This is a genomic window from Paraburkholderia sp. WC7.3g (assembly GCF_050436345.1).
GTDB lineage: Bacteria > Pseudomonadota > Gammaproteobacteria > Burkholderiales > Burkholderiaceae > Paraburkholderia > Paraburkholderia podalyriae.
In genome coordinates this window covers 3,974,390-3,996,798 of record NZ_JBNDMA010000002.1, presented here as the reverse complement: position 1 = coordinate 3,996,798, position 22,409 = coordinate 3,974,390, and the positions used below count along the sequence as shown (strand labels likewise).

General features: G+C 66.4%; 19 protein-coding genes and 1 pseudogene. 15 read left to right on the top strand and 5 right to left on the bottom strand.

Features of this window, described 5'->3' with window-relative positions:
- Positions 1-171: 171 nt before the first annotated feature.
- The 7 genes from OKW43_RS29985 to OKW43_RS29955 all read left to right on the top strand — a co-directional run bounded on the left by OKW43_RS29985 (position 172) and on the right by OKW43_RS29955 (position 8,479).
- The gene (locus OKW43_RS29985; protein WP_429451412.1) at positions 172-1,365 is read left to right on the top strand and encodes a phosphoglycerate kinase; all 1,194 of its coding nucleotides are present in this window, start codon (positions 172-174) and stop codon (positions 1,363-1,365) included.
- A 460-nt stretch (positions 1,366-1,825) separates the two neighbouring features.
- A complete protein-coding gene (gene pyk / locus OKW43_RS29980; RefSeq protein WP_187635954.1) occupies positions 1,826-3,262 on the top strand; it encodes a pyruvate kinase in 1,437 nt (478 codons plus the stop codon).
- 189 nt (positions 3,263-3,451) lie between these two features.
- Entirely contained in the window at positions 3,452-4,516 is a 1,065-nt protein-coding gene (fba, locus tag OKW43_RS29975) for a class II fructose-bisphosphate aldolase (RefSeq protein ID WP_429451410.1), read from the top strand.
- A 135-nt stretch (positions 4,517-4,651) separates the two neighbouring features.
- Complete coding sequence (locus tag OKW43_RS29970) at positions 4,652-5,542, top strand: phosphoribosylaminoimidazolesuccinocarboxamide synthase (protein WP_429451408.1); 891 nt, start codon at positions 4,652-4,654, stop codon at positions 5,540-5,542.
- Between the two features lie 57 nt (positions 5,543-5,599).
- Positions 5,600-6,118, top strand: coding sequence for a 5-(carboxyamino)imidazole ribonucleotide mutase (purE, locus tag OKW43_RS29965; protein ID WP_429451406.1), 519 nt, complete (start codon positions 5,600-5,602; stop codon positions 6,116-6,118).
- Positions 6,119-6,222: 104 nt separating this feature from the next.
- Positions 6,223-7,419 carry a 5-(carboxyamino)imidazole ribonucleotide synthase gene (locus OKW43_RS29960; protein WP_429451404.1) on the top strand — a complete coding sequence of 399 codons (1,197 nt, stop codon included), beginning with the start codon at positions 6,223-6,225 and terminating at the stop codon, positions 7,417-7,419.
- A gap of 10 nt (positions 7,420-7,429) precedes the next feature.
- Positions 7,430-8,479, top strand: coding sequence for an L-threonylcarbamoyladenylate synthase (locus tag OKW43_RS29955; protein ID WP_429451402.1), 1,050 nt, complete (start codon positions 7,430-7,432; stop codon positions 8,477-8,479).
- A gap of 106 nt (positions 8,480-8,585) precedes the next feature.
- Here OKW43_RS29955 and OKW43_RS29950 read toward each other — a convergent pair whose 3' ends face one another.
- The 3 genes and pseudogenes from OKW43_RS29950 to dacB all read right to left on the bottom strand — a co-directional run bounded on the left by OKW43_RS29950 (position 8,586) and on the right by dacB (position 12,083).
- Positions 8,586-9,812, bottom strand: coding sequence for an SGNH/GDSL hydrolase family protein (locus tag OKW43_RS29950; RefSeq protein ID WP_429451400.1), 1,227 nt, complete (start codon positions 9,810-9,812; stop codon positions 8,586-8,588).
- A gap of 175 nt (positions 9,813-9,987) precedes the next feature.
- Positions 9,988-10,251 (bottom strand): annotated as a pseudogene (locus OKW43_RS29945) (sterol desaturase family protein); the annotation flags it as partial.
- 191 nt (positions 10,252-10,442) lie between these two features.
- Positions 10,443-12,083 carry a D-alanyl-D-alanine carboxypeptidase/D-alanyl-D-alanine endopeptidase gene (gene dacB / locus OKW43_RS29940; RefSeq protein WP_429451398.1) on the bottom strand — a complete coding sequence of 547 codons (1,641 nt, stop codon included), beginning with the start codon at positions 12,081-12,083 and terminating at the stop codon, positions 10,443-10,445.
- Positions 12,084-12,332: 249 nt separating this feature from the next.
- Here dacB and OKW43_RS29935 point away from each other — a divergent pair, with 249 nt between their 5' ends.
- The 6 genes from OKW43_RS29935 to OKW43_RS29910 all read left to right on the top strand — a co-directional run bounded on the left by OKW43_RS29935 (position 12,333) and on the right by OKW43_RS29910 (position 18,056).
- Positions 12,333-12,995: a response regulator gene (locus OKW43_RS29935; RefSeq protein ID WP_187635962.1), complete on the top strand. Its 663-nt coding sequence runs from the start codon at positions 12,333-12,335 to the stop codon at positions 12,993-12,995.
- Between the two features lie 4 nt (positions 12,996-12,999).
- Complete coding sequence (locus tag OKW43_RS29930) at positions 13,000-14,298, top strand: ATP-binding protein (protein ID WP_429451396.1); 1,299 nt, start codon at positions 13,000-13,002, stop codon at positions 14,296-14,298.
- Positions 14,299-14,466: 168 nt separating this feature from the next.
- Positions 14,467-15,984 (top strand): DegQ family serine endoprotease, encoded by a 1,518-nt coding sequence (locus OKW43_RS29925; RefSeq protein ID WP_187635964.1) that lies wholly within the window; start codon positions 14,467-14,469, stop codon positions 15,982-15,984.
- A gap of 280 nt (positions 15,985-16,264) precedes the next feature.
- Positions 16,265-16,759, top strand: a complete 495-nt coding sequence (locus OKW43_RS29920; RefSeq protein ID WP_187635965.1) for a carboxypeptidase regulatory-like domain-containing protein — start codon at positions 16,265-16,267, stop codon at positions 16,757-16,759.
- A 146-nt stretch (positions 16,760-16,905) separates the two neighbouring features.
- Complete coding sequence (locus tag OKW43_RS29915; protein ID WP_187635966.1) at positions 16,906-17,286, top strand: DUF427 domain-containing protein; 381 nt, start codon at positions 16,906-16,908, stop codon at positions 17,284-17,286.
- A gap of 35 nt (positions 17,287-17,321) precedes the next feature.
- Positions 17,322-18,056 carry a CoxG family protein gene (locus tag OKW43_RS29910; protein ID WP_187635967.1) on the top strand — a complete coding sequence of 245 codons (735 nt, stop codon included), beginning with the start codon at positions 17,322-17,324 and terminating at the stop codon, positions 18,054-18,056.
- A gap of 108 nt (positions 18,057-18,164) precedes the next feature.
- On the opposite strand, the gene OKW43_RS29905 is transcribed toward OKW43_RS29910, so the two are convergent.
- The gene (locus OKW43_RS29905; protein ID WP_187635968.1) at positions 18,165-19,160 is read right to left on the bottom strand and encodes a helix-turn-helix domain-containing protein; all 996 of its coding nucleotides are present in this window, start codon (positions 19,158-19,160) and stop codon (positions 18,165-18,167) included.
- Between the two features lie 200 nt (positions 19,161-19,360).
- Between OKW43_RS29905 and OKW43_RS29900 the strand changes: the two genes are divergently transcribed.
- On the top strand, positions 19,361-19,999 hold the full coding sequence (locus OKW43_RS29900; protein ID WP_187635969.1) for a cysteine hydrolase family protein: 639 nt from the start codon (positions 19,361-19,363) through the stop codon (positions 19,997-19,999).
- 96 nt (positions 20,000-20,095) lie between these two features.
- Here OKW43_RS29900 and OKW43_RS29895 read toward each other — a convergent pair whose 3' ends face one another.
- Positions 20,096-20,740 carry a TetR family transcriptional regulator gene (locus OKW43_RS29895; protein WP_429451392.1) on the bottom strand — a complete coding sequence of 215 codons (645 nt, stop codon included), beginning with the start codon at positions 20,738-20,740 and terminating at the stop codon, positions 20,096-20,098.
- 428 nt (positions 20,741-21,168) lie between these two features.
- Between OKW43_RS29895 and OKW43_RS29890 the strand changes: the two genes are divergently transcribed.
- Positions 21,169-22,392, top strand: a complete 1,224-nt coding sequence (locus OKW43_RS29890; protein ID WP_187635971.1) for an efflux RND transporter periplasmic adaptor subunit — start codon at positions 21,169-21,171, stop codon at positions 22,390-22,392.
- Positions 22,393-22,409: the final 17 nt, after the last annotated feature.

Sequence of the window (22,409 nt, the reverse complement as noted above, 5' to 3'; positions counted from 1 at the left end):
GTTAAAATGCCTTTTCCGGGTTCAGCGCGCCACAGCAAGGCGCCTGGTGTCGCGGCCGGCCGCCGGCGCCCGATCCCGCGGAGCCGTTGGGCCGAAGCGCTGGAGTTCGACGCGCATCGTCCCCGCGCGCTGTCCGCCACCGCCTTCTCATCAACTCGCATACTCAAGCCCATGAACAAGGTATTGCGTCTCTCCGACCTGATCGCCGAAGGCAAGCTGTCCGGCAAACGCGTATTCATCCGCGCCGATCTGAACGTGCCGCAGGACGATCAAGGCAACATCACCGAGGACACCCGCATCCGCGCTTCCGTGCCGGCCATCAAGGCCGCGCTCGACGCCGGCGCCGCCGTGATGGTTACCTCGCACCTTGGCCGTCCGACCGAAGGCGACTTCAAGCCGGAAGATTCGCTCGCGCCGGTGGCGAAGCGTCTGGCCGAGCTGCTCGGCCGCGAGGTTCCGCTCGTCGCGAACTGGGTCGAAAACGGCGTGAACGTCGCGCCGGGCTCGGTCGTGCTGCTCGAAAACTGCCGCGTCAACAAGGGCGAAAAGAAAGATTCCGACGAGCTCGCGCAGAAAATGGCCAAGCTCTGCGACATCTACGTGAACGACGCGTTCGGCACCGCGCATCGCGCCGAAGCGACCACCCACGGTATCGCGAAGTACGCGCCGGTTGCGTGCGCGGGCCCGCTGCTCGCAGCTGAGCTCGAAGCGCTCGGCAAGGCGCTCGGCGCGCCGAAGCGTCCGCTCGTGGCGATCGTCGCGGGCTCGAAGGTGTCGACCAAGCTGACCATCCTGAAGTCGCTCGCGGAGAAGGTCGACCAGCTGATCGTCGGCGGTGGCATCGCCAACACGTTCATGCTCGCGGCCGGCCTGAAGATCGGCAAGTCGCTCGCCGAAGCCGATCTCGTCGACGATGCGAAGGCGATCATCGACGCGGCAAAGGCCCGCGGCGCCTCGGTGCCGATCCCGACCGACGTGGTCACGGCCAAGGAGTTCTCGCCGACCGCGAAGGCCGAAGTGAAGGCCGTCGCCGAGGTGCAGGACGACGACATGATCCTCGACATCGGCCCGGAAACGGCCAAGGTGCTGGCCGCGCAGCTCGAGAAGGCCGGTACGATCGTGTGGAATGGCCCGGTCGGCGTGTTCGAGTTCGATCAGTTCGGCAACGGCACGAAGACGCTCGCGGACGCGATCGCACGCTCGTCGGCGTTCTCGATCGCAGGCGGCGGCGACACGCTCGCGGCGATCGCCAAGTACGGCATCCACGACCAGGTTAGCTACATTTCGACGGGCGGCGGCGCATTCCTCGAGTTCCTCGAAGGCAAGAAACTGCCGGCGGTCGAAGTTCTGGAATCGCGGGCTTAACGTGGCGACGCGCTCCCCATCGGCGAAGTCGACCAAGGCGCGTGGCGCGAATGCGCCGCGCGGTAACGCGGCAGCACCGGCAGGGGAGAGCGCGACACGCGCAGCCGGTGCGCCGGCGACGGTCGACCCGGCGCTGGCCGCCGGCGCGGCCGCGCCAGCGGTTGTGGAGCAGCCTCCCGCCGGCGACGCGGCGCAGCCGCCAACGGCCGCTACCGAATCCGCCCAGGACGATTCGGCCCAGCCGGAAGGGCCTTCCGGCAAGCAGGACGACGACCCGCCGGCGCGCGATGCGCCGGTCTCGAATACCGCATCACCCTCATTACCCCCATCACCTGCATTACTCCACAAAGCGACATCGGCCACAGCCGGCGCGCGACCCCAGGCAGCATCGTTCGATGCGCAGACTCCGCAGCAGCCCCGCAGCGCTCTTTCCAGCGATCCTATCCAGACGAGGAGACTCATGCATCGCGCCACCAAGATTGTCGCTACTATCGGTCCGGCTTCCAGCACGCCGGAAATCCTGCTGCAAATGATTCAGGCGGGACTGGATGTGGTGCGGCTCAATTTCTCACACGGCACCGCGGACGATCATCGCCAGCGCGCCGAATTCGTTCGCGAAGCGGCCCGTCAGGCCGGCCGCGAAGTCGCCATCATGGCCGATCTGCAAGGACCGAAGATCCGCGTCGGCAAGTTCGAGAACGGCCGCACGACGCTCGTCACCGGCAATCCGTTCATCCTCGATGCGGAATGCGAGCTCGGCAACGACGAGCGCGTCGGCCTCGACTACAAGGATCTGCCGCGCGACCTGAAGCCGGGCGACGTGCTGCTGCTCAACGACGGCCTGATCGTGCTGAGCGTGCAGCGCGTGATCGGCCACGAGATCCACACGGTCGTGAAGATCGGCGGCGAGCTGTCGAACAACAAGGGCATCAACCGCCAGGGCGGCGGTCTGTCGGCGCCCGCGCTGACCGCGAAAGACATGGAGGACATCCGCACGGCGATGTCGCTCGGCGTCGATTTCATCGCGGTATCGTTCCCGAAGAACGCGACCGACATGGAAATGGCCCGCCAGCTCGCGAACATCGCCGGCGCGCCGTACGGCATGAAGCCGAAGATGATCGCGAAGATCGAGCGCGCGGAAGCGATTCCGGCGCTGCAAGGCATCCTCGACGCGTCGGACGGCATCATGGTCGCGCGTGGCGATCTGGCCGTGGAAGTGGGCAATGCCGCGGTGCCCGCGCTGCAAAAGCGCATGATCCGGATGGCGCGCGAATCGAACAAGTTCGTGATCACCGCGACGCAGATGATGGAGTCGATGATCCACGCGCCGGTGCCGACCCGCGCGGAAGTGTCGGATGTCGCGAACGCGGTGCTGGACGGCACGGACGCGGTGATGCTGTCGGCGGAATCGGCGGCGGGCAAATACCCGGTGCAGACCATCGAGACGATGGCCGCGATCTGCGTCGAAGCGGAAAAGTCCGAGCAGTCGGAGCTCGACAAGGATTTCCTCAACCGCACGTTCACGCGGATCGACCAGTCGATCGCGATGGGTGCGCTGTTCACCGCCTATCACCTCGGCGCGAAGGCGATCGTCGCGCTGACCGAATCGGGCTCGACGGCGCTGTGGATGTCACGCCACTGGACCCACGTGCCGATCTTCGCGCTGACGCCGCGCGTCGGCAGCGAACGCGCGATGGCGCTGTACCGCAATGTGACGTCGCTGCATCTGGACACGAACACCGACCGCGACACCGCGCTGCAGCAGGCGCTCGAAACGGTAGTCGGCAAGGGCTACGCGTCGCACGGCGACATGGTCGTGCTGACGGTCGGCGAGCCGATGGGGCAGGCGGGCGGCACCAACACGTTGAAGATCGTGCGGGTCGGTGAACCGTACTGATCCGGCAGGACTGCTCGATCGGCACAGGCTTGATTGAGCGAAGCAGGCTGGCACAGCACGCATGGTCCATGTGCGACGGCGCACCAAAGCGCTGGCGTCACCGCGGGAACGCGGTCTGCTTCGCGATAAAATCGCCACAAAAGATGCCGACGGCAAAAGAATTCGTTTCCAATCCAAGGAGTTTTCAGCATGCCTCTCGTATCAATGCGTCAACTGCTGGACCATGCCGCGGAGAACGGCTATGGCCTTCCGGCATTCAACGTGAACAACCTGGAGCAGGTGCAGGCGATCATGGCCGCGGCCGACAAGATCAACGCCCCGGTCATCATGCAGGCTTCGGCTGGTGCGCGTAAGTACGCGGGCGAGCCGTTCCTGCGTCATCTGATCGAAGCGGCGGTCGAGTCGTATCCGCACATTCCGGTCGTGATGCACCAGGACCACGGCCAGTCGCCGGCCGTGTGCATGGCGGCGATCCGCAGCGGCTTCACGAGCGTGATGATGGACGGTTCGCTTGAGGCCGATGGCAAGACGGTCGCATCGTACGAGTACAACGTCGAAGTGTCGCGCAAGGTCGTCGAAGCGGCGCACTCGATCGGCGTTACCGTGGAAGCGGAGCTGGGCGTGCTCGGTTCGCTCGAAACGATGAAGGGCGACAAGGAAGACGGTCACGGCGCCGAAGGCACGATGACGCGCGAGCAGCTGCTGACCGATCCGGAACAGGCCGCCGACTTCGTCAAGCTGACCCAGTGCGACGCGCTGGCTATCGCGATCGGCACCTCGCACGGGGCCTACAAGTTCAGCAAGAAGCCGACGGGCGATATTCTGTCGATCCAGCGCATCAAGGAAATCCATCAACGCATTCCGAACACGCACCTCGTGATGCACGGCTCGTCGTCGGTGCCGCAGGAGCTGCTCGCGGAAATCCGCGAATTCGGCGGCGACATGAAGGAAACCTACGGCGTGCCGGTCGAGGAAATCCAGGAAGGTATCCGTCATGGCGTGCGCAAGGTCAACATCGACACCGACCTGCGTCTGGCGATCACGGGCGCGATCCGCCGCTACATGGCGACCAACCCGGGCAAGTTCGATCCGCGCGATTACCTGAAGCCGGCGCGCGAAGCGGCGATGAAGATCTGTATCGACCGTTACACGCAATTCGGCTGCGAAGGCCAGGCTGGCAAGATCAAGCCGGTTTCGCTTGATAAAATTGCGGAGAAGTACAAGTCGGGCGAACTCGCACAAGTCGTCCGCTAAGCAGTTGTTTTTGGCTCCGCGCCTGGCCGTTTGGCCAGGTTGTCGTCCGATCGCCGTTCCCGCATCATCGGGGGGAACGGCGTTTCCCTTTTGTTCCGGTCACATTTTTTGCCTCACTTTTAGCGAACCACGACGATGTCTACCCTCTACGAATCCACGCTCCGCTCGCTGCCGCTGCTCGGCCGCGGTAAAGTCCGCGACAACTATGCGGTGGGCAACGACCAGTTGCTGATCGTCACGACCGACCGCCTGTCGGCGTTCGACGTGATCATGGGCGAGCCGATTCCGAACAAGGGGCGCGTGCTCAACGCGATGGCGAACTTCTGGTTCGAAAAGCTTAAGCACGTGGTGCCTAACCACCTGACGGGCGTCGCGCCCGAGTCGGTGGTCGCGCCGGACGAAGTCGAGCAGGTCAAGGGGCGCGCGGTAGTCGTCAAGCGTCTCGAGCCGATCCTCGTCGAAGCGGTGGTGCGCGGCTATCTGGCCGGCAGCGGCTGGAAGGACTACCAGGCCACCGGCTCGGTGTGCGGCGTGCAACTCCCGCCGGGTCTGCAGAACGCACAGAAGCTGCCCGAGCCGATCTTCACGCCGGCCGCCAAGGCCGAGATGGGCCACCACGACGAAAACATCGCCTACGACGAGATGGAGCGCCGCATCGGCACCGAGCTGTCGGCCACGATCCGCGACATCTCGATCCGTCTGTACAAGGAAGCCGCTGAGTATGCGGCGACGCGCGGCATCATCATCGCGGACACGAAGTTCGAATTCGGTCTCGACAACCACGGCAAGCTGTATCTGATGGACGAGGCGCTCACGGCCGACTCGTCGCGCTTCTGGCCCGCGGACCAGTACCAGGCCGGCACCAACCCGCCGTCGTTCGACAAGCAGTTCGTGCGCGACTGGCTCGAAACCCAGCCGTGGAAGAAAGAGCCGCCGGCGCCGAAGCTGCCGGACGACGTGGTCGTCAAGACGGGCGAGAAATACCAGGAAGCGCTCGAGCGCCTGACCGGGCACAAGCTCGACTGATCTGATTGCGCGCGCCGTGTCAGGCGCGCATCGCCCGGAAACAAGGAAGCCGTAGAGATGAGTGAAGCACAAACCGCCCATACGCATGTTGCGCCGATTGTCGGCGTATTGATGGGCTCCAGTTCCGACTGGGAAGTCATGAAAAACGCCGTCGCGATCCTGCAGGAATTCGGCGTGCCGTACGAAGCGAAGGTCGTGTCCGCGCACCGGATGCCCGACGAAATGTTCGCCTATGCTGAAAGCGCGCGTGAGCGCGGCATTCGCGCGATCATCGCGGGCGCGGGCGGCGCGGCGCATCTGCCGGGCATGCTGGCCGCGAAGACCACGTTGCCGGTGCTCGGCGTCCCGGTCGCGGGCAGGTACCTGAAGGGCGTCGATTCGCTGCATTCGATCGTGCAGATGCCCAAGGGCGTGCCGGTCGCGACGTTTGCGATCGGCGAGGCGGGTGCCGCGAACGCGGCGCTGTTCGCGGTGTCGCTGCTGTCCGGCACGAGCGCCGAATACGCGGACAAGCTCGCTGCATTCCGCGTGCGCCAGAACGAAGCGGCTCACGCGATGGTGTTGCCGGCGCTGTGAGCGCGCCGGTCGTTTTTTAAGACGTCTCCTGTCCGACCCCCGGCCGGATATCCGCCGCTCGCCCTGCGAGCACGACGCATATCCGGCCGCGACCGACCACCAAGATGAACCCTGACAACACACCGGTTTCACCGATTCTGCCCGGCGCATGGCTTGGCATGGTCGGTGGCGGCCAGCTCGGCCGCATGTTCTGCTTTGCCGCCCAGGCGATGGGCTATCGCGTCGCCGTGCTCGATCCGGACGAGACCAGCCCGGCTGGCGCGGTCGCCGATCGCCACCTGCGCGCGGCCTACGACGACGAAGCGGCGTTGACCGAACTCGCGCGGCTGTGCGCGGCGGTGTCGACCGAATTCGAGAATGTGCCGGCCGCGAGCCTCGACTTTCTCGGCAAGACCACGTTCGTGAGCCCGGCGGGGCGTTGCGTCGCCGTCGCACAAGACCGCATCGCCGAGAAGCACTTTATCGCGTCGTCGGGCGTGACGGTTGCGCCGCACCTCGTGATCGAGTCGTCGGATGCGCTTGCGGCGCTCGGCGATGGCGCGCTCGCGGCGGTGCTGCCGGGCATCCTTAAGACGGCGCGCATGGGTTACGACGGCAAAGGCCAGGTTCGCGTGCGCAACGCCGAAGAAGTGCGCGAGGCGCACGCGTCGCTCGGCGGCGTGCCGTGCGTGCTGGAAAAGCGCCTGCCGCTGAAGTTCGAGGTGTCGGCGCTGATCGTGCGTGCGGCGAGCGGGGCGTCGGTCGTCTATCCGCTCGCGCAGAATACACACCGAGACGGCGTGCTGTCGCTCACCATCGTCCCCGCGCCGGACGCGTCGCCCGCGCTTGTGCAGCAGGCCCAACAGGCCGCGCTGCAGATCGCCGACAAGCTCGGCTATGTCGGCGTGCTGTGCGTCGAGTTCTTCATTCTCGACGACGGCTCGCTCGTCGCCAACGAAATGGCGCCGCGCCCCCACAACTCCGGCCACTACACGGTCGACGCCTGCGCGACGAGCCAGTTCGAGCAGCAGGTGCGGGCAATGACCAGCATGCCGCTCGGCGACACGCGCCAGCATTCGCCCGCGGTGATGCTGAACATCCTCGGCGACGTGTGGTTCCCGGACGGTCCGAAGCGTGCGGCGGTCACGCCGCCGTGGCAGGAGGTCGCCGCGATGCCGGCCGCTCGCCTGCATCTGTACGGCAAGGAAGACGCGCGTTGCGGCCGCAAGATGGGCCACGTGAACTTCACCGCGCCGAGGCTCGAAGAAGCCCGCACCGCGGCGCGCGATTGCGCGCGGTTGCTGCACATCACTACCAGCTGACGCGCGCACCATGCCGGATCAACAGAAACCCGCCGAGGACGCTGTCAACGCGTTGCCCGTCAGTGCCGCGCAGATCGGGCACGCGGCGGCCTTGCTCGACGCCGGTGGGCTGGTCGCGTTTCCGACGGAGACCGTGTACGGTCTCGGCGGCGATGCCGAGAACCCCGACGCGGTCGCGCGCATTTACGCGGCGAAGGGCCGGCCGGCCAATCATCCGGTGATCGTGCATCTCGCGCCGCACGGCGATCCGAACTACTGGGTCGAGCATTTGCCGGCGGATGCGCAGCGCCTGATCGACGCGTTCTGGCCGGGACCGCTCACGTTGATCCTCAAGCGCGCTGCGCGCATTCCCGCGGCGGTCAGCGGCGGCCAGGATTCGGTGGGGCTGCGCTGCCCGTCGCATCCGGTCGCACAGGCTTTGCTCGAAGCGTTCAGCGCGTTGCGCGGCGGGCATGGCGGCGTCGCCGCGCCGTCGGCGAACCGCTTCGGGCATGTGAGCCCGACCACCGCGCAGCATGTGCGCGACGAGTTCGGCCGCGCGATTCATGTGCTCGATGGCGGCGCATCGGATGTCGGCATCGAATCGACGATTGTGGATCTGTCGCGCGGTTTTCCGGCACTGCTGAGGCCGGGTCGCGTGACGCCGCAGGATATCGCCGACGTGCTCGGCGAAGTGCCGCGTCTGCCCGACGGGTCGGATGCGACCGCGCCGCGCGCGTCCGGCACGTTGAAAGCGCATTACGCGCCGCGCACGCCGCTCGCGCTGCTGCCGTTCGGCGAGCTCGAGCCGTTGCTCGCGGTGCGCGAGGCGGGCGAGCGCGTTGCGCTGGTCGCGCGCGCATCGCGTGCGGGACAGTGGGCCGATGCCGACGGCGTGCATTTCGTCGCCGCGCCCGAAGATCCGCACGTCTATGCACGCGAGCTCTACGGCTTACTGCGCGCGCTCGATCGCGCGAATGTCACGCGGATTCTGATCGAAAAGCTGCCGGACACGATCGAATGGATCGCGGTCAACGATCGGCTCGGTCGCGCGGCAGCGGCATTCGAAGCGCAGCATTGACGCGATTGGCTCGCTGCGCTCCATAGCGTGGCCAGCGGAAAAAGATAAAGGCCCGGCTCGTTCAACGAGCCGGGCCTTTTACGATTCGGGCAACCTTAACGCCGCGTTACTTCCCGAGCCCGCTAGCAGCGATCTGCGTCTCGACCTGCTGCGCGAACAGCGCTTGCAGATGCGTGGTCGGATGCACGAGGTCCGCGAACATATAGGTCTGGTCCGCGCCGGCCACCGTGTAGGTCTGCGGCGAGCAGAACAGCGACTTCGCGAACGCGCTGCCGAACGCCGCCGCCGTCTGCCCGGTTGCGAGCACGCTCGGGTTCTTCGTCGCGTAGGCGGTCGCGCTCGCGGCCATCGACGTCAGGTTACATGCGGTGCCCGTATTGGACACGGTGAAACCGAGCGACTGATAGTTCTGCAACGTCTGGTCGATCCACGCGAATGCGCTCACGTAGATGACCTGTTTGGTCGACGTTAGCGACGCGAGTCCTTGCTGCAGCACGCCGTTGTAGGTCTTGACGAGCGCGTTGATGAGCGCCTGGCCTTGCGCGCCCGCGGCGAGACCTTGCGGCGTCTGCGCGATGTCCGGCACGTCCGACACCACCACGTGCGTCGCGCCCGACGCGACGACCTTCTGCACCGTGCCGACGAACGTGGCCGCGGCGGTCTTGATCGCCTGCAATTCGGTCAGCGTGGCCGTCTGCGACGCGGCGGCTGCCGCCGTCTGCGCGTCTGCCGGGGTACCGCCGTTCAGGAGCGCCTGCGTCGCCGCTGCCGTACCGGCAGCCGAGACCGCTTGTACCGCGATGAAGATGTCGTTCGCGCCACCGTTCATCAGCACGAGCTGGTTCGAATTGAAGCTGTTGTGCGCGCTCAGGTACTCGGTGACCTGCGTCGTGACCGGCACCGTCGTCGCGGCCATGTTGTTCGGCGCGAAGCCTTCGCCTGGCTGCAGATCGACACGCGAGCCGCCCTGCGCGTAACCGAGGCCGCCCGCCGCGGTGAGCGGCTGGCCGAAACCGCCGACATACGCGGCGGTGAGCGTGCCGCCGTAGTACTCGGCGACCTTCTGCGTCCAGATTTCACCCGGATTCGTCGTGAAGCGGCCGCCGCCCGTGCCCACGTTCGCCTGGACCGTCGGCATGTACGTGCCGACGTCCGACAGGCTGTCGCCGAACGACACGACCTGCAGCGTGACGCCACCCGACGGCGTGCTGCTGCTCGAACTATTGTTGTCGCCGCCACCGCCGCACGCCGCGAGCGCGGCGAACGCTGCGCTAGCCACGGCGATCTGCGTGGCGCGCATCCATTGCTGTTTCTTCGAAGCGGTTTGATTCATGTTGACTGCATCTCCTCTTATGTGTGGCCCTTGATGCCATGTGTTGCAGGCGGCGTCCACCGCGTCGGCGGCGTGACGACAGCTTACAGAATCTTCTTCGGCCTGCGTCATGTCCGAAGCGAGACCGTATGGTTTGAGTTCAAGCCGATCGCGTGCTGCGCATGATAAGCGGCGGTACGACGAACGATAGCCACGTCGCCGGCCATGTATGAATGCGGTATTGCTCGTAGAAAGACGCGTAGACAGGGATGATCGCGAGCCACGCGAGCTTGTCGGCGGCCTGCTGCATCAGCGCGAGCGATGCGTTGCACAGCGTGTCGCGCCAGCTGTAGAGCCGCCCGGCCGGGCGCGTGCGGCTCACGTGCCACGCCTCCCAGCCGATGCAGGCAAGAAAGACGGGCGCCATGGCGAGCAGCAGCAATTCGGCATCGAATTGCATCGTGTCTCCCTTCCTGGTCCCTGACCGCCGCGCGGTGCGCAGCGGGTGGTGTCGTTATCGTTCGTGCGGGTCGCGCGGTCCGAACGACCGGGCGCGCCTGCGTGGCAAGCGCTTGATGTCGCGCACCGCATGCTGCCCGACAGCGTACACGGTTAGCCGCTTGCCGCGCGTGGCATCGCTAGAAGGAATACTCAGTGGCCGGCGCGCTTGCGCGGGTTTTTCCTGGGCTTCTCGCGCGCTTCCCCGATGGGCGCGGAGACCTTCGTGAAGGCCTGTGACGGGCCTTCGTACACCCATTCGAGCAGCGCGTCGTGCGCGGCGCGCGCCGCTTCCGAATGCGGATCGTTGATCAGGCTGACAACGATGTAGCTGTTGCCGTCGGCCGACGCGACGTAACCGGCGATCGCGCGCACGTCGCGCAGCGTGCCGGTCTTGATGTGCGCGTTGCCGCCCGCGCCCCGGGTGGTCAGGCGGTTGCGCATCGTGCCGTCGACACCGGCGATCGGCAGCGAGTCGACGAACACCTGCGCGACCGGACTCGCGTTCGCGCGTTGCAGGACATCGGCGAGCGCGAGCGCGGTGATGTGTTCGCCGCGCGACAGTCCCGAGCCGTTTTCGAGCGACAGGTACTCGGTATTCAGGCTGTCGCGCTCCAGGAAAGCTTCGATTGCGCGAGCGGCTTTCGCGGGCGTGGCGGGCGCCCTTTCCTCGGCGGCGCCGATCGTCAGGAACAGGTTGCGCGCCATCGTGTTGTTGCTGAACTTGTTGATGTCGCGAACGATGTCCGACAGCATCGGCCCGTCGTGCGTCGCGACGAGCTTGGCGCCGACCGGCACCGCGCCTTCGCGGGTCGCGCCCGTGAACGTGCCGCCAGTTTGCTGCCACAGCGCGAGGAAGCCGCGCGCGAAGAACGTCGAGTGATCGAGTACGGCGACGTTGATCGCGCGCGCGTCGCAGCGCACCGGGAAGTCGCCGATGAACGACGCGACGAGCGTGCCGTCAGGCTCCGGCGTGACGGTCGGCGTCGGCAGCTCGCCGCGGCATGGGCCGCTCGTCGCACGCAGCTGGTTGTCGATGCGCAGTTGCGCGAGCGCGGGCAGCACGTCGATCGCCACCGAGCCGTCCGCCGATGGCGTCAGCGTGAACGACAACGATTTGAACGCGTACAACAGCGGATCAGGGCCGACGTTGTACGGCGCGCTCACGTCGTCGTCGAACGCGGGCAGGTCGCGCGTCGACGGATCGAAGTAGCGCTTGTCGAGCATCAGCGCGCCGTCGATGCCGTTGATGCCCGCCTTGTGGATCTTCTGCACGAGGTCGATCAGTTCTTCGGGCACGAGCTTCGGGTCGCCGGTGCCCTGGATGTACAGATTGCCGTGCAGCACGCCGCTCGGGTCGAGCGTGCCGTCCGCGTACGCGCTGGTGCGCCAGCGGTAGCCGGGGCCGAGGATCGACAGGCCCGAGTACGTGGTGACCAGCTTCATCGTCGAGGCGGGCATCATCGGCTTGCCGGCGTTCAGCGCAAGGATCGGCGTGCGATCGCCGACCTTTTCGACGACCACGCTGATCGACGACAACGGCACGTGAGCGCGCTGCAGACCGACCATCACCGGCTGCGGCAGCACCGTCGTGACGTTGACGCTCGGATGCGTGGCCTTGATGCGTGCTTCTGCCGCCAGCGGCAGCGCCGCGCTCGCACCGAGCGCGGCGGCGCAGAGCCACACGGCCGTGCGCGGCGCGAGGCGGTAAGGCATGAAGGCTGCGCGATTGAACATACGGCGCGAGCGCGACGCCAGACGGCGTGCGACGGAAGACAGAAAAGCGTGCGTCATGAACGGGTGAACAGGCAAACGGACGAGCAGGATTTCAGGGCGTGCCGCGTGCGCGGGACAATGGAGCGACTAACCGGAGGATTGACGGCGCGGTAGCGCGCCGCGTGCTGCCCGACGGCCGTCGCGCGACGCAAAGCGCCCATTGTAGTGACATGCCGCGGCGCTGCGGTGAAAAAAGCGCCACACGCCGCGCAGGCCGGAAGCGGGCGCTAGAATGCGGCATCATCGAATGTTTTGGAACGGACAACCATGCGCATCCTGCTAGTCGAAGATGACCGGATGATCGCCGAAGGCGTGCGCAAGGCGCTGCGCGGCGAAGGCTTCGCCGTCGATTGGGTCGAGGACGGTGAGGCGGCGCTGCGCGCGGCGGCCACCCAGCCTTACGACCTCGCGTTGCTCGATCTCGGTCTGCCCAAGCGCGACGGTCTCGAGGTGCTGCGTGCGCTGCGCGCGCGCGGCCATGCGCTGCCGGTGCTGATCGTCACCGCGCGCGACGCGGTCGCCGATCGCGTCAAGGGACTCGACGCCGGCGCTGACGATTACCTTGTCAAACCTTTCGACCTCGACGAACTCGGCGCGCGCATGCGCGCGCTGATCCGGCGCCAGTCCGGCCGCAGCGATTCGACGATTCGACACGGCAATTTGACCCTCGATCCCGCGTCGCACCAGGTCACGCTTGATGGCGCGCCGGTCGCGCTATCCGCGCGCGAATTCGCATTGCTCGAGGCGCTGCTCGCGCGGCCCGGCGCGGTGCTGTCCAAGAGCCAGCTCGAGGAAAAGATGTATGGCTGGGGCGAGGAGATCGGCAGCAATACGGTCGAGGTTTATATCCACGCGCTGCGCAAGAAGCTCGGCGCCGATCTGATCCGCAACGTGCGCGGGCTCGGCTACATGATCGCGAAGGACGCCTGAGCCGATGCGCTCGATTCGCCGTCAACTGTTGTTCTGGCTGCTCGCGCTCGTACTGCTCGGCGTCGGCATCGCGGGCTGGCTGATCTATCGGCAGGCGCTCGCCGAAGCGAACGAGCTGTTCGACTACCAGCTCGAGCAGATTGCCGCCGCGCTGCCGGCGGAACCGTTTTCGCAGGTGCTCGGCCGCGATACCGGCGACGAAGGCATCGTGCTGCAAATCTGGAACCGCAACGGCATGCTGATGTACTACTCGCGGCCGCGCGCGCCGCTCGCGCCGCGCGCCGAGCTGGGGTTTTCGACGGAGCGTACGGACCGCGGCGAATGGCGCGTGTATGGCGCGATCGTCGGCGATAACGTCGTGCAGCTCGCGCAGCCGCTGTCGGTGCGCAACCGGCTCGCCGCCAACGTCGCGCTGCGCACGCTCTGGCCGCTGATCGTGCTGCTGCCGCTGCTCGGACTCGCGGTGTGGGTGATCGTCGGCCGCGGGCTGCGGCCGCTGCGACGCGTGACGAGCGCGCTCGACACGCGTCATCCGGAGGCGCTCGATCCGTTGCCCGATCAGCGCTTGCCGCTCGAAGTGCGGCCGCTCGTGCGCGCGCTGAACGGGCTGCTGCAGCGGCTCGCGACCGCGCTCGATATCCAGAAGGCGTTCGTCGCCGATGCCGCGCACGAATTGCGCACGCCGCTTGCCGCGGTGCAGATCCAGGCCCAGCTGGTTGCGAGGGCCAAGGACGACACAGCCCGCAGCGAAGCGCTCACTGATCTACAGGCGGGCGTCACGCGCGCGACGCGCCTTGCCGAGCAACTGCTCGCGCTCGCGCGCGCCGAGCCGGACGGCGCTGCGGTGGCTGGGGCGCTCGATCTGCGCGAGCTATTGCGGGAGTGCGTCGCGAGCTACGCGCCGCTCGCGATGAATCGCGGCGTCGACCTCGGCATCGAGGCGAGCGAGGCCGCCAGCGTGACCGGCGACGCCGAAGCGCTGCGCGTGATGTTCACCAACCTCGTCGACAACGCGACCAAGTACACGCCGCAACGCGGCCGCGTCGACGTGAGCTTGCGCGTCGAAGACGGCCATCCGGTCGTGCGGATCGCTGATAGCGGCCCGGGTATCGATCCCGCCGATCGCGAGCGGGTGTTCGACCGCTTTTATCGCGCGGGCGCGGGCGCGAATCGCGCGCGCACCGACGTGGCCGGCAGCGGTCTGGGCCTCGCGATCGTGCGCCGGATTGCCACGCAACATCATGCGCAAGTGTCGCTCAGCGAATCGCCGGCCGGTGGTTTGCAGGTCACTGTACGCTTCTGAGCATGCTGGTTTACCCTTCAGCCAAACCCGGCGTTCATGCTGTCGCGATGACCCATAGCGGCCGGCCCGATAAGGTTCTCACGACCTGGCGCTACTTAAGACTCTTTTAAGTGACGCCCCTTACGCTCCTCGGCATCCAAAGTCACTTTCTCCTGTCAGGAACCCATGATGAACGCGAAAACCTTGTCCCGCGGCGCCGTTGCGGTAGCTGTCGCCGCTGCGCTTTCAGCTGGCTATGTGGCGGGCCATCGCGATGTGCCCGCACCGCAGATCATCTCGCCGGCGGAAGCTGCCGCGATGATGCCCGCGGAAGCCGCCGCCAAAACCGGTATCCCCGATTTCTCCGGTCTCGTGGAGACCTATGGTCCGGCCGTCGTCAACATCAGCGCGAAGCACGTGGTCAAGCAGACCGCGATGCGCGGTAACGGCGGCAACCTCAACGGCAACCAGTTGCCGATCGATCCGAACGATCCGTTCTATCAGTTCTACAAACGTTTCTTCGGCGGCGTGCCCGGCATGCAGGGCGGCGATGGCGGCGACGCGCCCGACCAGCCGAGCGCGAGCCTTGGCTCGGGCTTCATCATCAGCAATGACGGCTACATTCTCACGAACGCGCACGTGGTCGATGGCGCGAACGTCGTCACCGTGAAGCTCACCGACAAGCGCGAGTTCAAGGCGAAGGTGGTCGGCGCCGACAAGCAGTCCGACGTCGCCGTGCTGAAGATCGACGCGAGCGATCTGCCGACCGTGAAGATTGGCGATCCGCGCCAGAGCAAGGTGGGTCAGTGGGTCGTCGCGATCGGCTCGCCATACGGCTTCGACAACACCGTGACTTCGGGCATCATCAGCGCCAAGTCGCGCTCCCTGCCTAACGAGAACTACACGCCGTTCATCCAGACCGACGTGCCGGTGAACCCGGGAAACTCGGGCGGTCCGCTCTTCAACCTGCAAGGCGAAGTGATCGGCATCAACTCGATGATCTACTCGCAGACGGGCGGCTTCCAGGGCCTGTCGTTCGCGATTCCGATTACCGAGGCGATCAAGGTCAAGGACGATCTCGTCAAGACCGGACACGTGAGCCGCGGCCGCCTCGGCGTCGCGGTGCAGGGCTTGAACCAGACGCTCGCCGAATCGTTCGGCATGAAGAAGCCGCAAGGTGCGCTGGTCAGCTCGGTCGACGCCAGTGGTCCGGCGGCCAAGGCCGGCTTGCAGCCGGGCGACGTGATCCTGTCGGTGAATGGCGACGAAGTCAGCGATTCGACGGATCTGCCGGCGAAGATCGCCGGTCTCGCGCCGGGCAGCACGGCGACGCTGAAAGTATGGCGCGATAAGGCCAGCAAGGATGTGAAGGTGACGATCGGCTCGTTCTCGGACGCGAAGGTCGCGTCGGCGACCAAGGCCGATCAGCAGACCCAGCTGCAAGGCCGTCTCGGCGTCGCGGTGCGGCCGCTGACGCCAGAAGAGAAGAGCGGCGCATCGGTGTCGCACGGTCTGCTCGTGCAGCAGGCGGGCGGCGCGGCGGCGAGCGCCGGCATCCAGCCGGGCGACGTGATTCTCGCGGTCAACGGCCGTCCGGTCACTAACATTGATCAGTTGAAGCAGATGATTTCGGGCGCAGGCAACAGCATTGCGCTGCTGATCCAGCGGGACAACGCGCAGATTTTTGTGCCCGTCGATCTCGGCTGATCCGGTAACCGGGCGGTCCGGACGGATCGCCCAACCCAGTTGGAGCTGTAGTAGCGATTGCCGGTCCTTTGCATTTACTGCAAGGACCGGCTTTTTTTCGCCTGTCCGGACCGTGCTGCCGCGAGCAGCGCAGACAGGCCGAAGCGCGCCACGCGGATCGGTGCCACGATGGTCGCGCGTGTTCCGTCGACGCAACGGACGCTTGGCACAAAGGTTGCAAGATGCTTGCTTTGGACCTGTTCAGGGACTGGGCAAGGACTTTAACAAGGAGAGCGGACCGATGAAAACCCAATGCAATCAGCAACGGATCGTAGCCGTCGCGCTGTGCGCGGCGCTCACGCTCGGACTGGCGGGCGGCGCGCACGCGCAGCAGGCGGGCGTGACCGGCGGCTCGACCACCGACAACACCAGCGCCGGCAACACCAACGGCGGCGGTCTGCCGCAAGTCCAGCAGCAGGGCGACGTGTCGTACGTGTCGGGCGGCGTCGGCCTCGACGAATCGCGGGCGCTGCGACAAGCGCAAAGCCAGTGGCCGCTGACGCTGCGCTTCACCGGACCCAACGCCGAGTTTCTCGCCGATGTGCACGTGCGTATCGTCGATGCGCATAACGGCGAATTGCTCAACACGACGTCGCGCGGACCGTTCATGCTGGTGCGCCTGAGCCCCGGCCGCTACACGGTGCACGCGAAATACAACGACAGCGAGCAAACCCGCTCGGTTAGCGTGCCGGCGCACGGCAACGTCAAATCCGCGTTCATCTGGAACGTGAAGTAACGGACCGATCCGTCCGCCGCCGCGCAGGAAGCTCGCGCAATCGGCCAAAGTTTGGCCGATAATGAAGCCACGGGCGTGTCCCGTGGCTTTGCCGCTCCGGCGGCAACAGCCGGCAGTGCAGCGCCCACCCACCACGGAGCCTGGACATGAGCGATGCGTCGACATCTGCGGGACGGCCGGACGGCCATACCATCGTGATCCGCGATAACGCCCACCGCGTGCGCGTGATTCACGGGGGTGTGACGATGGCCGACACCCAGGCCGCGCTGACGTTGTCGGAGACCGGTTTGGCCGACGTGTTCTATTTCCCGCGCGAGCACGTGAACATGGCCCGGCTCGAACGCTCGGCGCACACGTCGCATTGCCCGTTCAAGGGTGACGCGTCCTACTTCCATCTGCGCACTGAAGATGGCGTGGTCGAGAACGCGGTGTGGAGCTACGAAGCGCCGTTCGAGCAGGTCAGTCGCATCAAGGGCTATCTCGCTTTTTACGCATCGCGCGTCGACCGCATCGATCAGACGTCCTGATCCCGCAGTCGGCGCGTTCATCGGGGGAGGTTGTCATGGAACTGAACGACGCGTTACGGATTCCGCTTGCGCCGTCCGAAGTATGGGACGCGTTGCAGGACCTCGCGCTGTTGCGTGCCAGCCTCGACAACTGTGAGTCGTTCGTGCGTGTCGCTCACGGCGAATACGCGCTGACGATGACCGTACCGCTCGGCCCGTTGCGCGCGCACTACGAAGCGCGCGCGCATGTCGCCGGCCAGGATTCCGGCCCGGCGGACGCGCAGCGCCGCACCATCAACTTCAAGGCCAGGGCCGAGGGCATCGGCGCGTTGCGCGGTCAGATCGAAGTGCGTGTGCGCGCGGACGATGGCCGGGAGCGCGGCACGCGCATCGATTACACGTTGTGGGCGACGTCGTCGGGACCGCTCGCCGAGCTGCCGACGCGCCAGCTCGAGAACGCGCTTCGTCAGCTCGCCGACGATTTTTTCGCCGAATTCGACGCCGTCGTGCGCGCCAAGCACGGCCAGGGGCCGAATCGCGCGCGTGGCACCGCGCCGCGTCGCCAGTACGTGTTTTTGCGGCCGATCACGCTCGGCGGCATCGCGCGACGCGCGCGCATCGAGCACAGCCATGCGCTCCCGGGACGCGCGGCAAGCGCGTCGCATAGCTGGTCGCATGGCGTGCCGCATCACGAACCGGGTCAGCACGTCGTGCCGTACTGGGCGTGGGCCGGGATGATTTTTCTGGTCGCGCTGTTGTTGTACGTCGCGCGCTGGTTCAGCGAGCATTGAGGCGTCGGGTCGCGTGCAGCGCCTGACGGAACGCGCGACCGACATGCTCGCGCGACTACGAAATCCCGGTGGCGCACTACGAAATAACGGTGCTCCCGCGGCCTTCATCTAATCCCCGCAAAACTCCCGCCGCCACGCGCTCGGCGACGTGCGAAACGTGTCCGCGAAGTGCTGGCGCAGCGATGCGGCCGAGCCGAATCCGGCGTTCGCCGCGATCGCTTCGACAGACTCGTCGGTGCTTTCCAGCAGCTGCTGCGCTCGCGCGAGCCGCTGCGCGAGCAGCCACGCGCCGACGGTGGTGCCGGTGGCGAGGCGGAAGCGTCGCGTGAACGTGCGGCGGCTCATCAGCGCGCGCGCGGCGAGCGTGTCGAGCGTATGCGGCGCGGCCAGGTTGCCGCTCACCCAGTCGAGCAGGTCAGACAGACGATCGCCGCGCGGGTTGGGCGGCATCGGCTGTTGCACGTATTGCGCCTGGCCGCCCTGGCGATGCGGCGACACGACGAGCCGGCGTGCGACCTGATTGGTCACCCGCGCGCCGCAGATCTTGCGCAGCACGTGCAGGCAGCAGTCGAGGCCGGCGGCGGTGCCGGCCGAGGTCAGCACATTGCCGTCGTCGACGTACAGCACGTCGGGGTCGAGCCGCACGCGTGGGTAACGACGCGCGAAGTCGTCGGCCCAGGCCCAGTGCGTCGAAGCGGGCCGTCCATCGAGGATGCCCGTCGCGGCCAGCACGAAAGCGCCGAGGCACAGGCCGACGAGCAGCGCGCCGCGCGCATGCGCGGCCCTCAGCGCGTCGAGAAGCGCTGAGGGCGGCGTTTCGTCGGGATCGCGCCAGCTCGGCACGATGATCGTCTGCGCGTCGGCGAGGGCTTCGAGTCCGTGCGTGACCGCGATCGAGAAGCCCGCGGTAGTCGCGAGCGCGCCCGTCTCCGCGGCGCAGACGCGGAAGTCGAAGGCGGGAACACCGCCGCCGCGCCGGTCCTCACCGAACACGACGCATGGTACCGACAGGTGGAACGGGCTGATGCGATCGAACGCGACGACGGCGACGACGTGGTGCGATCCGTGGTCCGAGACGTTGTCGGAAGAGGCGAAGGTGGCCATGCTGGGCGTCTGATGAATTCATGAATGCCAGAAGTATGGCCCGATTCTAGCGAAGCTTGTCATTCGGGCCGCTGTCGGCGGGTGGGCAGCGGAGCGACAATGCCGTCATTGCCGTCATTGCCGTCATTGCCGTCGCGCCGCGGCCATCGCGCTGGGCGCGCGCCCTCGATTGACCGTTTTTTCTGACAAGGAGCCTTGCCATGACCACACCCGCGCCGCGCCGTGCGCTGATCGTCATCGACGTGCAGAACGAATACGTGAGCGGCGAGCTGCCGATCGAATTTCCGGACGTGCGCACGTCGCTTGCCAACATCGGTCGCGCGATCGATGCGGCGCGCGCCGCCGGCGTGCCGGTCGTGGTCGTACAGAACGTCGCGTCCGCCACCTCGCCGCTGTTCGCGCGCGGCAGCGCCGGCGCGGAACTGCACACAGTCGTCAGCTCGCGCGCTTATGACCATTTCGTCGAGAAGTCGCTGCCGAGCGCCTTCGCAGGCACCGATCTGGCCGACTGGCTCGCCGCCCGGCGGATCGACACGCTGAGCGTCACCGGCTATATGACCCACAACTGCGACGCGTCGACGATCAACCACGCGGTGCATGCAGGGCTCGCGGTCGAATTCCTGCACGATGCGACCGGCTCGGTGCCGTATGAAAACAGCGCGGGCTTCGCGAGCGCGCAGGAGATTCATCGCGTATTCAGCGTCGTGCTGCAGTCGCGCTTCGCGGCGGTCGCGAGCACCGATCAGTGGATGGCGGCGCTAAAGAGCGGCGCGCCGCTCGAGCGCGGCAACATCTATGCGTCGAATCAGGCGGCGCGAGCGCGGCGGGCGGTTGCCTGAACCCGACGCAGCGGGCGGACGATCCGGCCGGCCAATAGGAACGGGCAGTTCAACCGAACCGCCCGCTTTCCCAAAGCCGCAACGCTTGCGCACCTTCTACGCCGCCGCCTTCCTGCGCAATGCCGGACTCAGGCGCAAGGCGTCGAACATCGCTTCCACCATCTGCTGCGCGTGTGCGCCGAAGTCGGTCGCATCGGGCAAAAACAGCATGTCGCGCAACGAGCCGCCGACGAACGCGTGCACCATCGCGGCGGCAAGCTTCGTGTCGAGATCGGTGGGCATCTGGCCTTTGGAGATCGCGTTGCGCAGACCGCCCTCGATCTTCGCGAGCCCCTCGCGCATGTTGGTCTGATACCGTTCCATCATCGGCCCCATTTCTTCGACCAACTCGCACTTCAGGAACAGGATGTCGAACACGCGGCGGCGGCGCGGATCATTGGCGGTGTCGCGCACGCAGACAATGCAGACTTCCATAAGGCGCCCGAGCGGATCGGCTTCGTTGGGATCGAGCGACGCCGCCTTCAGTTCGTCGAGCGGCAGCAGCACGCGTTCGAACATTTCGGTGAAGAGCTCGCTCTTGTGCTCGAAATGCCAATAAATGGCGCCGCGCGTGACACCCGCGGCCTGGGCGATATCGGCCAGCGACGAGCGCGATACACCCTTCTCGAAGAAGACCTGTTCGGCCGCGTCGAGAATCCGGTTGCGCGTCTCCAGCGCCTCTACTTTGGTTCTTCTGACCATATTGGTGTGACCTGCGCTGATCCTGGGGTTTGTGCGGGCGGTTTTAAGTCCGCATGATGACAATTCGACTATTTCTGACGCGAATTGCGACGCGGACTTTCGGACCCCATCCCTGCAAGATATGAATGCACTTTTACATGCATTCGTGAATGTATATATAATAGCACCCCACGAGCGCGTAGCCCAAGCCGTGACGACCGGTTAATATCCGTCACTGTTGCCTTTCGAAAGCGCTATCGCAGCCGCCAAACGGCGGCGCTGTGCGGCATTCCCCGGTATGGCGCATTCGTAGCAAGGTGCCCTGCAAGCGCAAGTTTGCATTCATGGGCTGCCGGTCGAGCGTCGCGAGACGCCTGCGTGCGCTGTCGTCCCCCGGGGTAGGGACGCGCGCACTTTTTCATTACTCAGTCTTTGACAGAGGTCGCTCCATGCGCGTCGAACGGGTTCCATTCCGCTTAATCAGTGCCGCGACGGCTGCCATCTTGCTGGCGGCGTGCGGACCAAAACAATCTGCCCCGCCGCCCCAGACGCCCGAAGTCGGCGTCGTCACCCTCCAGCCGACGACCGTGCCCGTCGTCACCGAACTGCCCGGCCGTACCAGTGCTTTCCTCGTCGCGCAGGTGCGTGCGCGGGTCGACGGCATCGTGCTGCGCCGCGAGTTCACCGAGGGTAGTGAGGTCAAGGCCGGTCAGCGTCTGTACAAGATCGATCCGGCGCCGTACATCGCGTCGTTGAACAATGCGAAGGCATCGCTCGCGAAGGCGCAGGCGAACCTGGTGACGACCACCGCGCAGGCCAATCGCTACAAGGTGCTGGTCGCGGCGAACGCGGTCAGCAAGCAGGACTACGACAACGCGGTCGCCGCCGAAGGCCAGGCCGCCGCCGACGTCGCCGCGGGCAAGGCCGCGGTCGATACCGCGCAGATCAACCTCGGCTATACCGACGTGACCTCGCCCGTGACCGGCCAGATCGGCGTGTCGCAGGTCACGCCGGGCGCCTTCGTGCAGCAGAGCGCGGCCACGCTGATGGCCACGGTCCAGCAGCTCGACCCGGTCTACGTCGACCTCACGCAATCGAGCCTCGATGGTCTGAAGCTGCGCCGCGACATGCAGGAAGGGCGTCTGAAGACGACCGGCCCGGGCGCCGCGCAGGTCACGCTGGTGCTGGAGGACGGTCGCGTCTATTCCGAGAAGGGCAAGCTGCAGTTCACCGACGTGACCGTCGACCAGAGCACTGGCTCGGTCACTGTGCGCGCGATCTTCAAGAACCCGAACCACGTGCTGCTGCCGGGCATGTTCGTGCGCGCGAAGATCGACGAGGGCGTGAACCAGAACGCGCTGATCGTGCCGCAAGTCGGCGTCACGCACGACCAGAAAGGTCAACCTACCGCGCTCGTCGTCGACAACGACAACAAGGTCGAGCTGCGTCCGCTGGTTACCACGGGCACCCATGGTTCGTACTGGGTGGTGTCGGACGGCCTGAAGCCGGGTGACCGGGTGATCGTCCAGGGCACCGACAAGGCGCGTCCCGGCCAGCAGGTCAAGCCCGTGCCGGCGCAGCTGCCCGGCAACCCGGCTTCCAACGTGGCCGCGGGCGGCGCCCAGACAGCTCAACCCGCGGCTCAGCCTGCCTCCGCCGCCTCGGGCGCGTAATAACAGGGAGCCCGCCT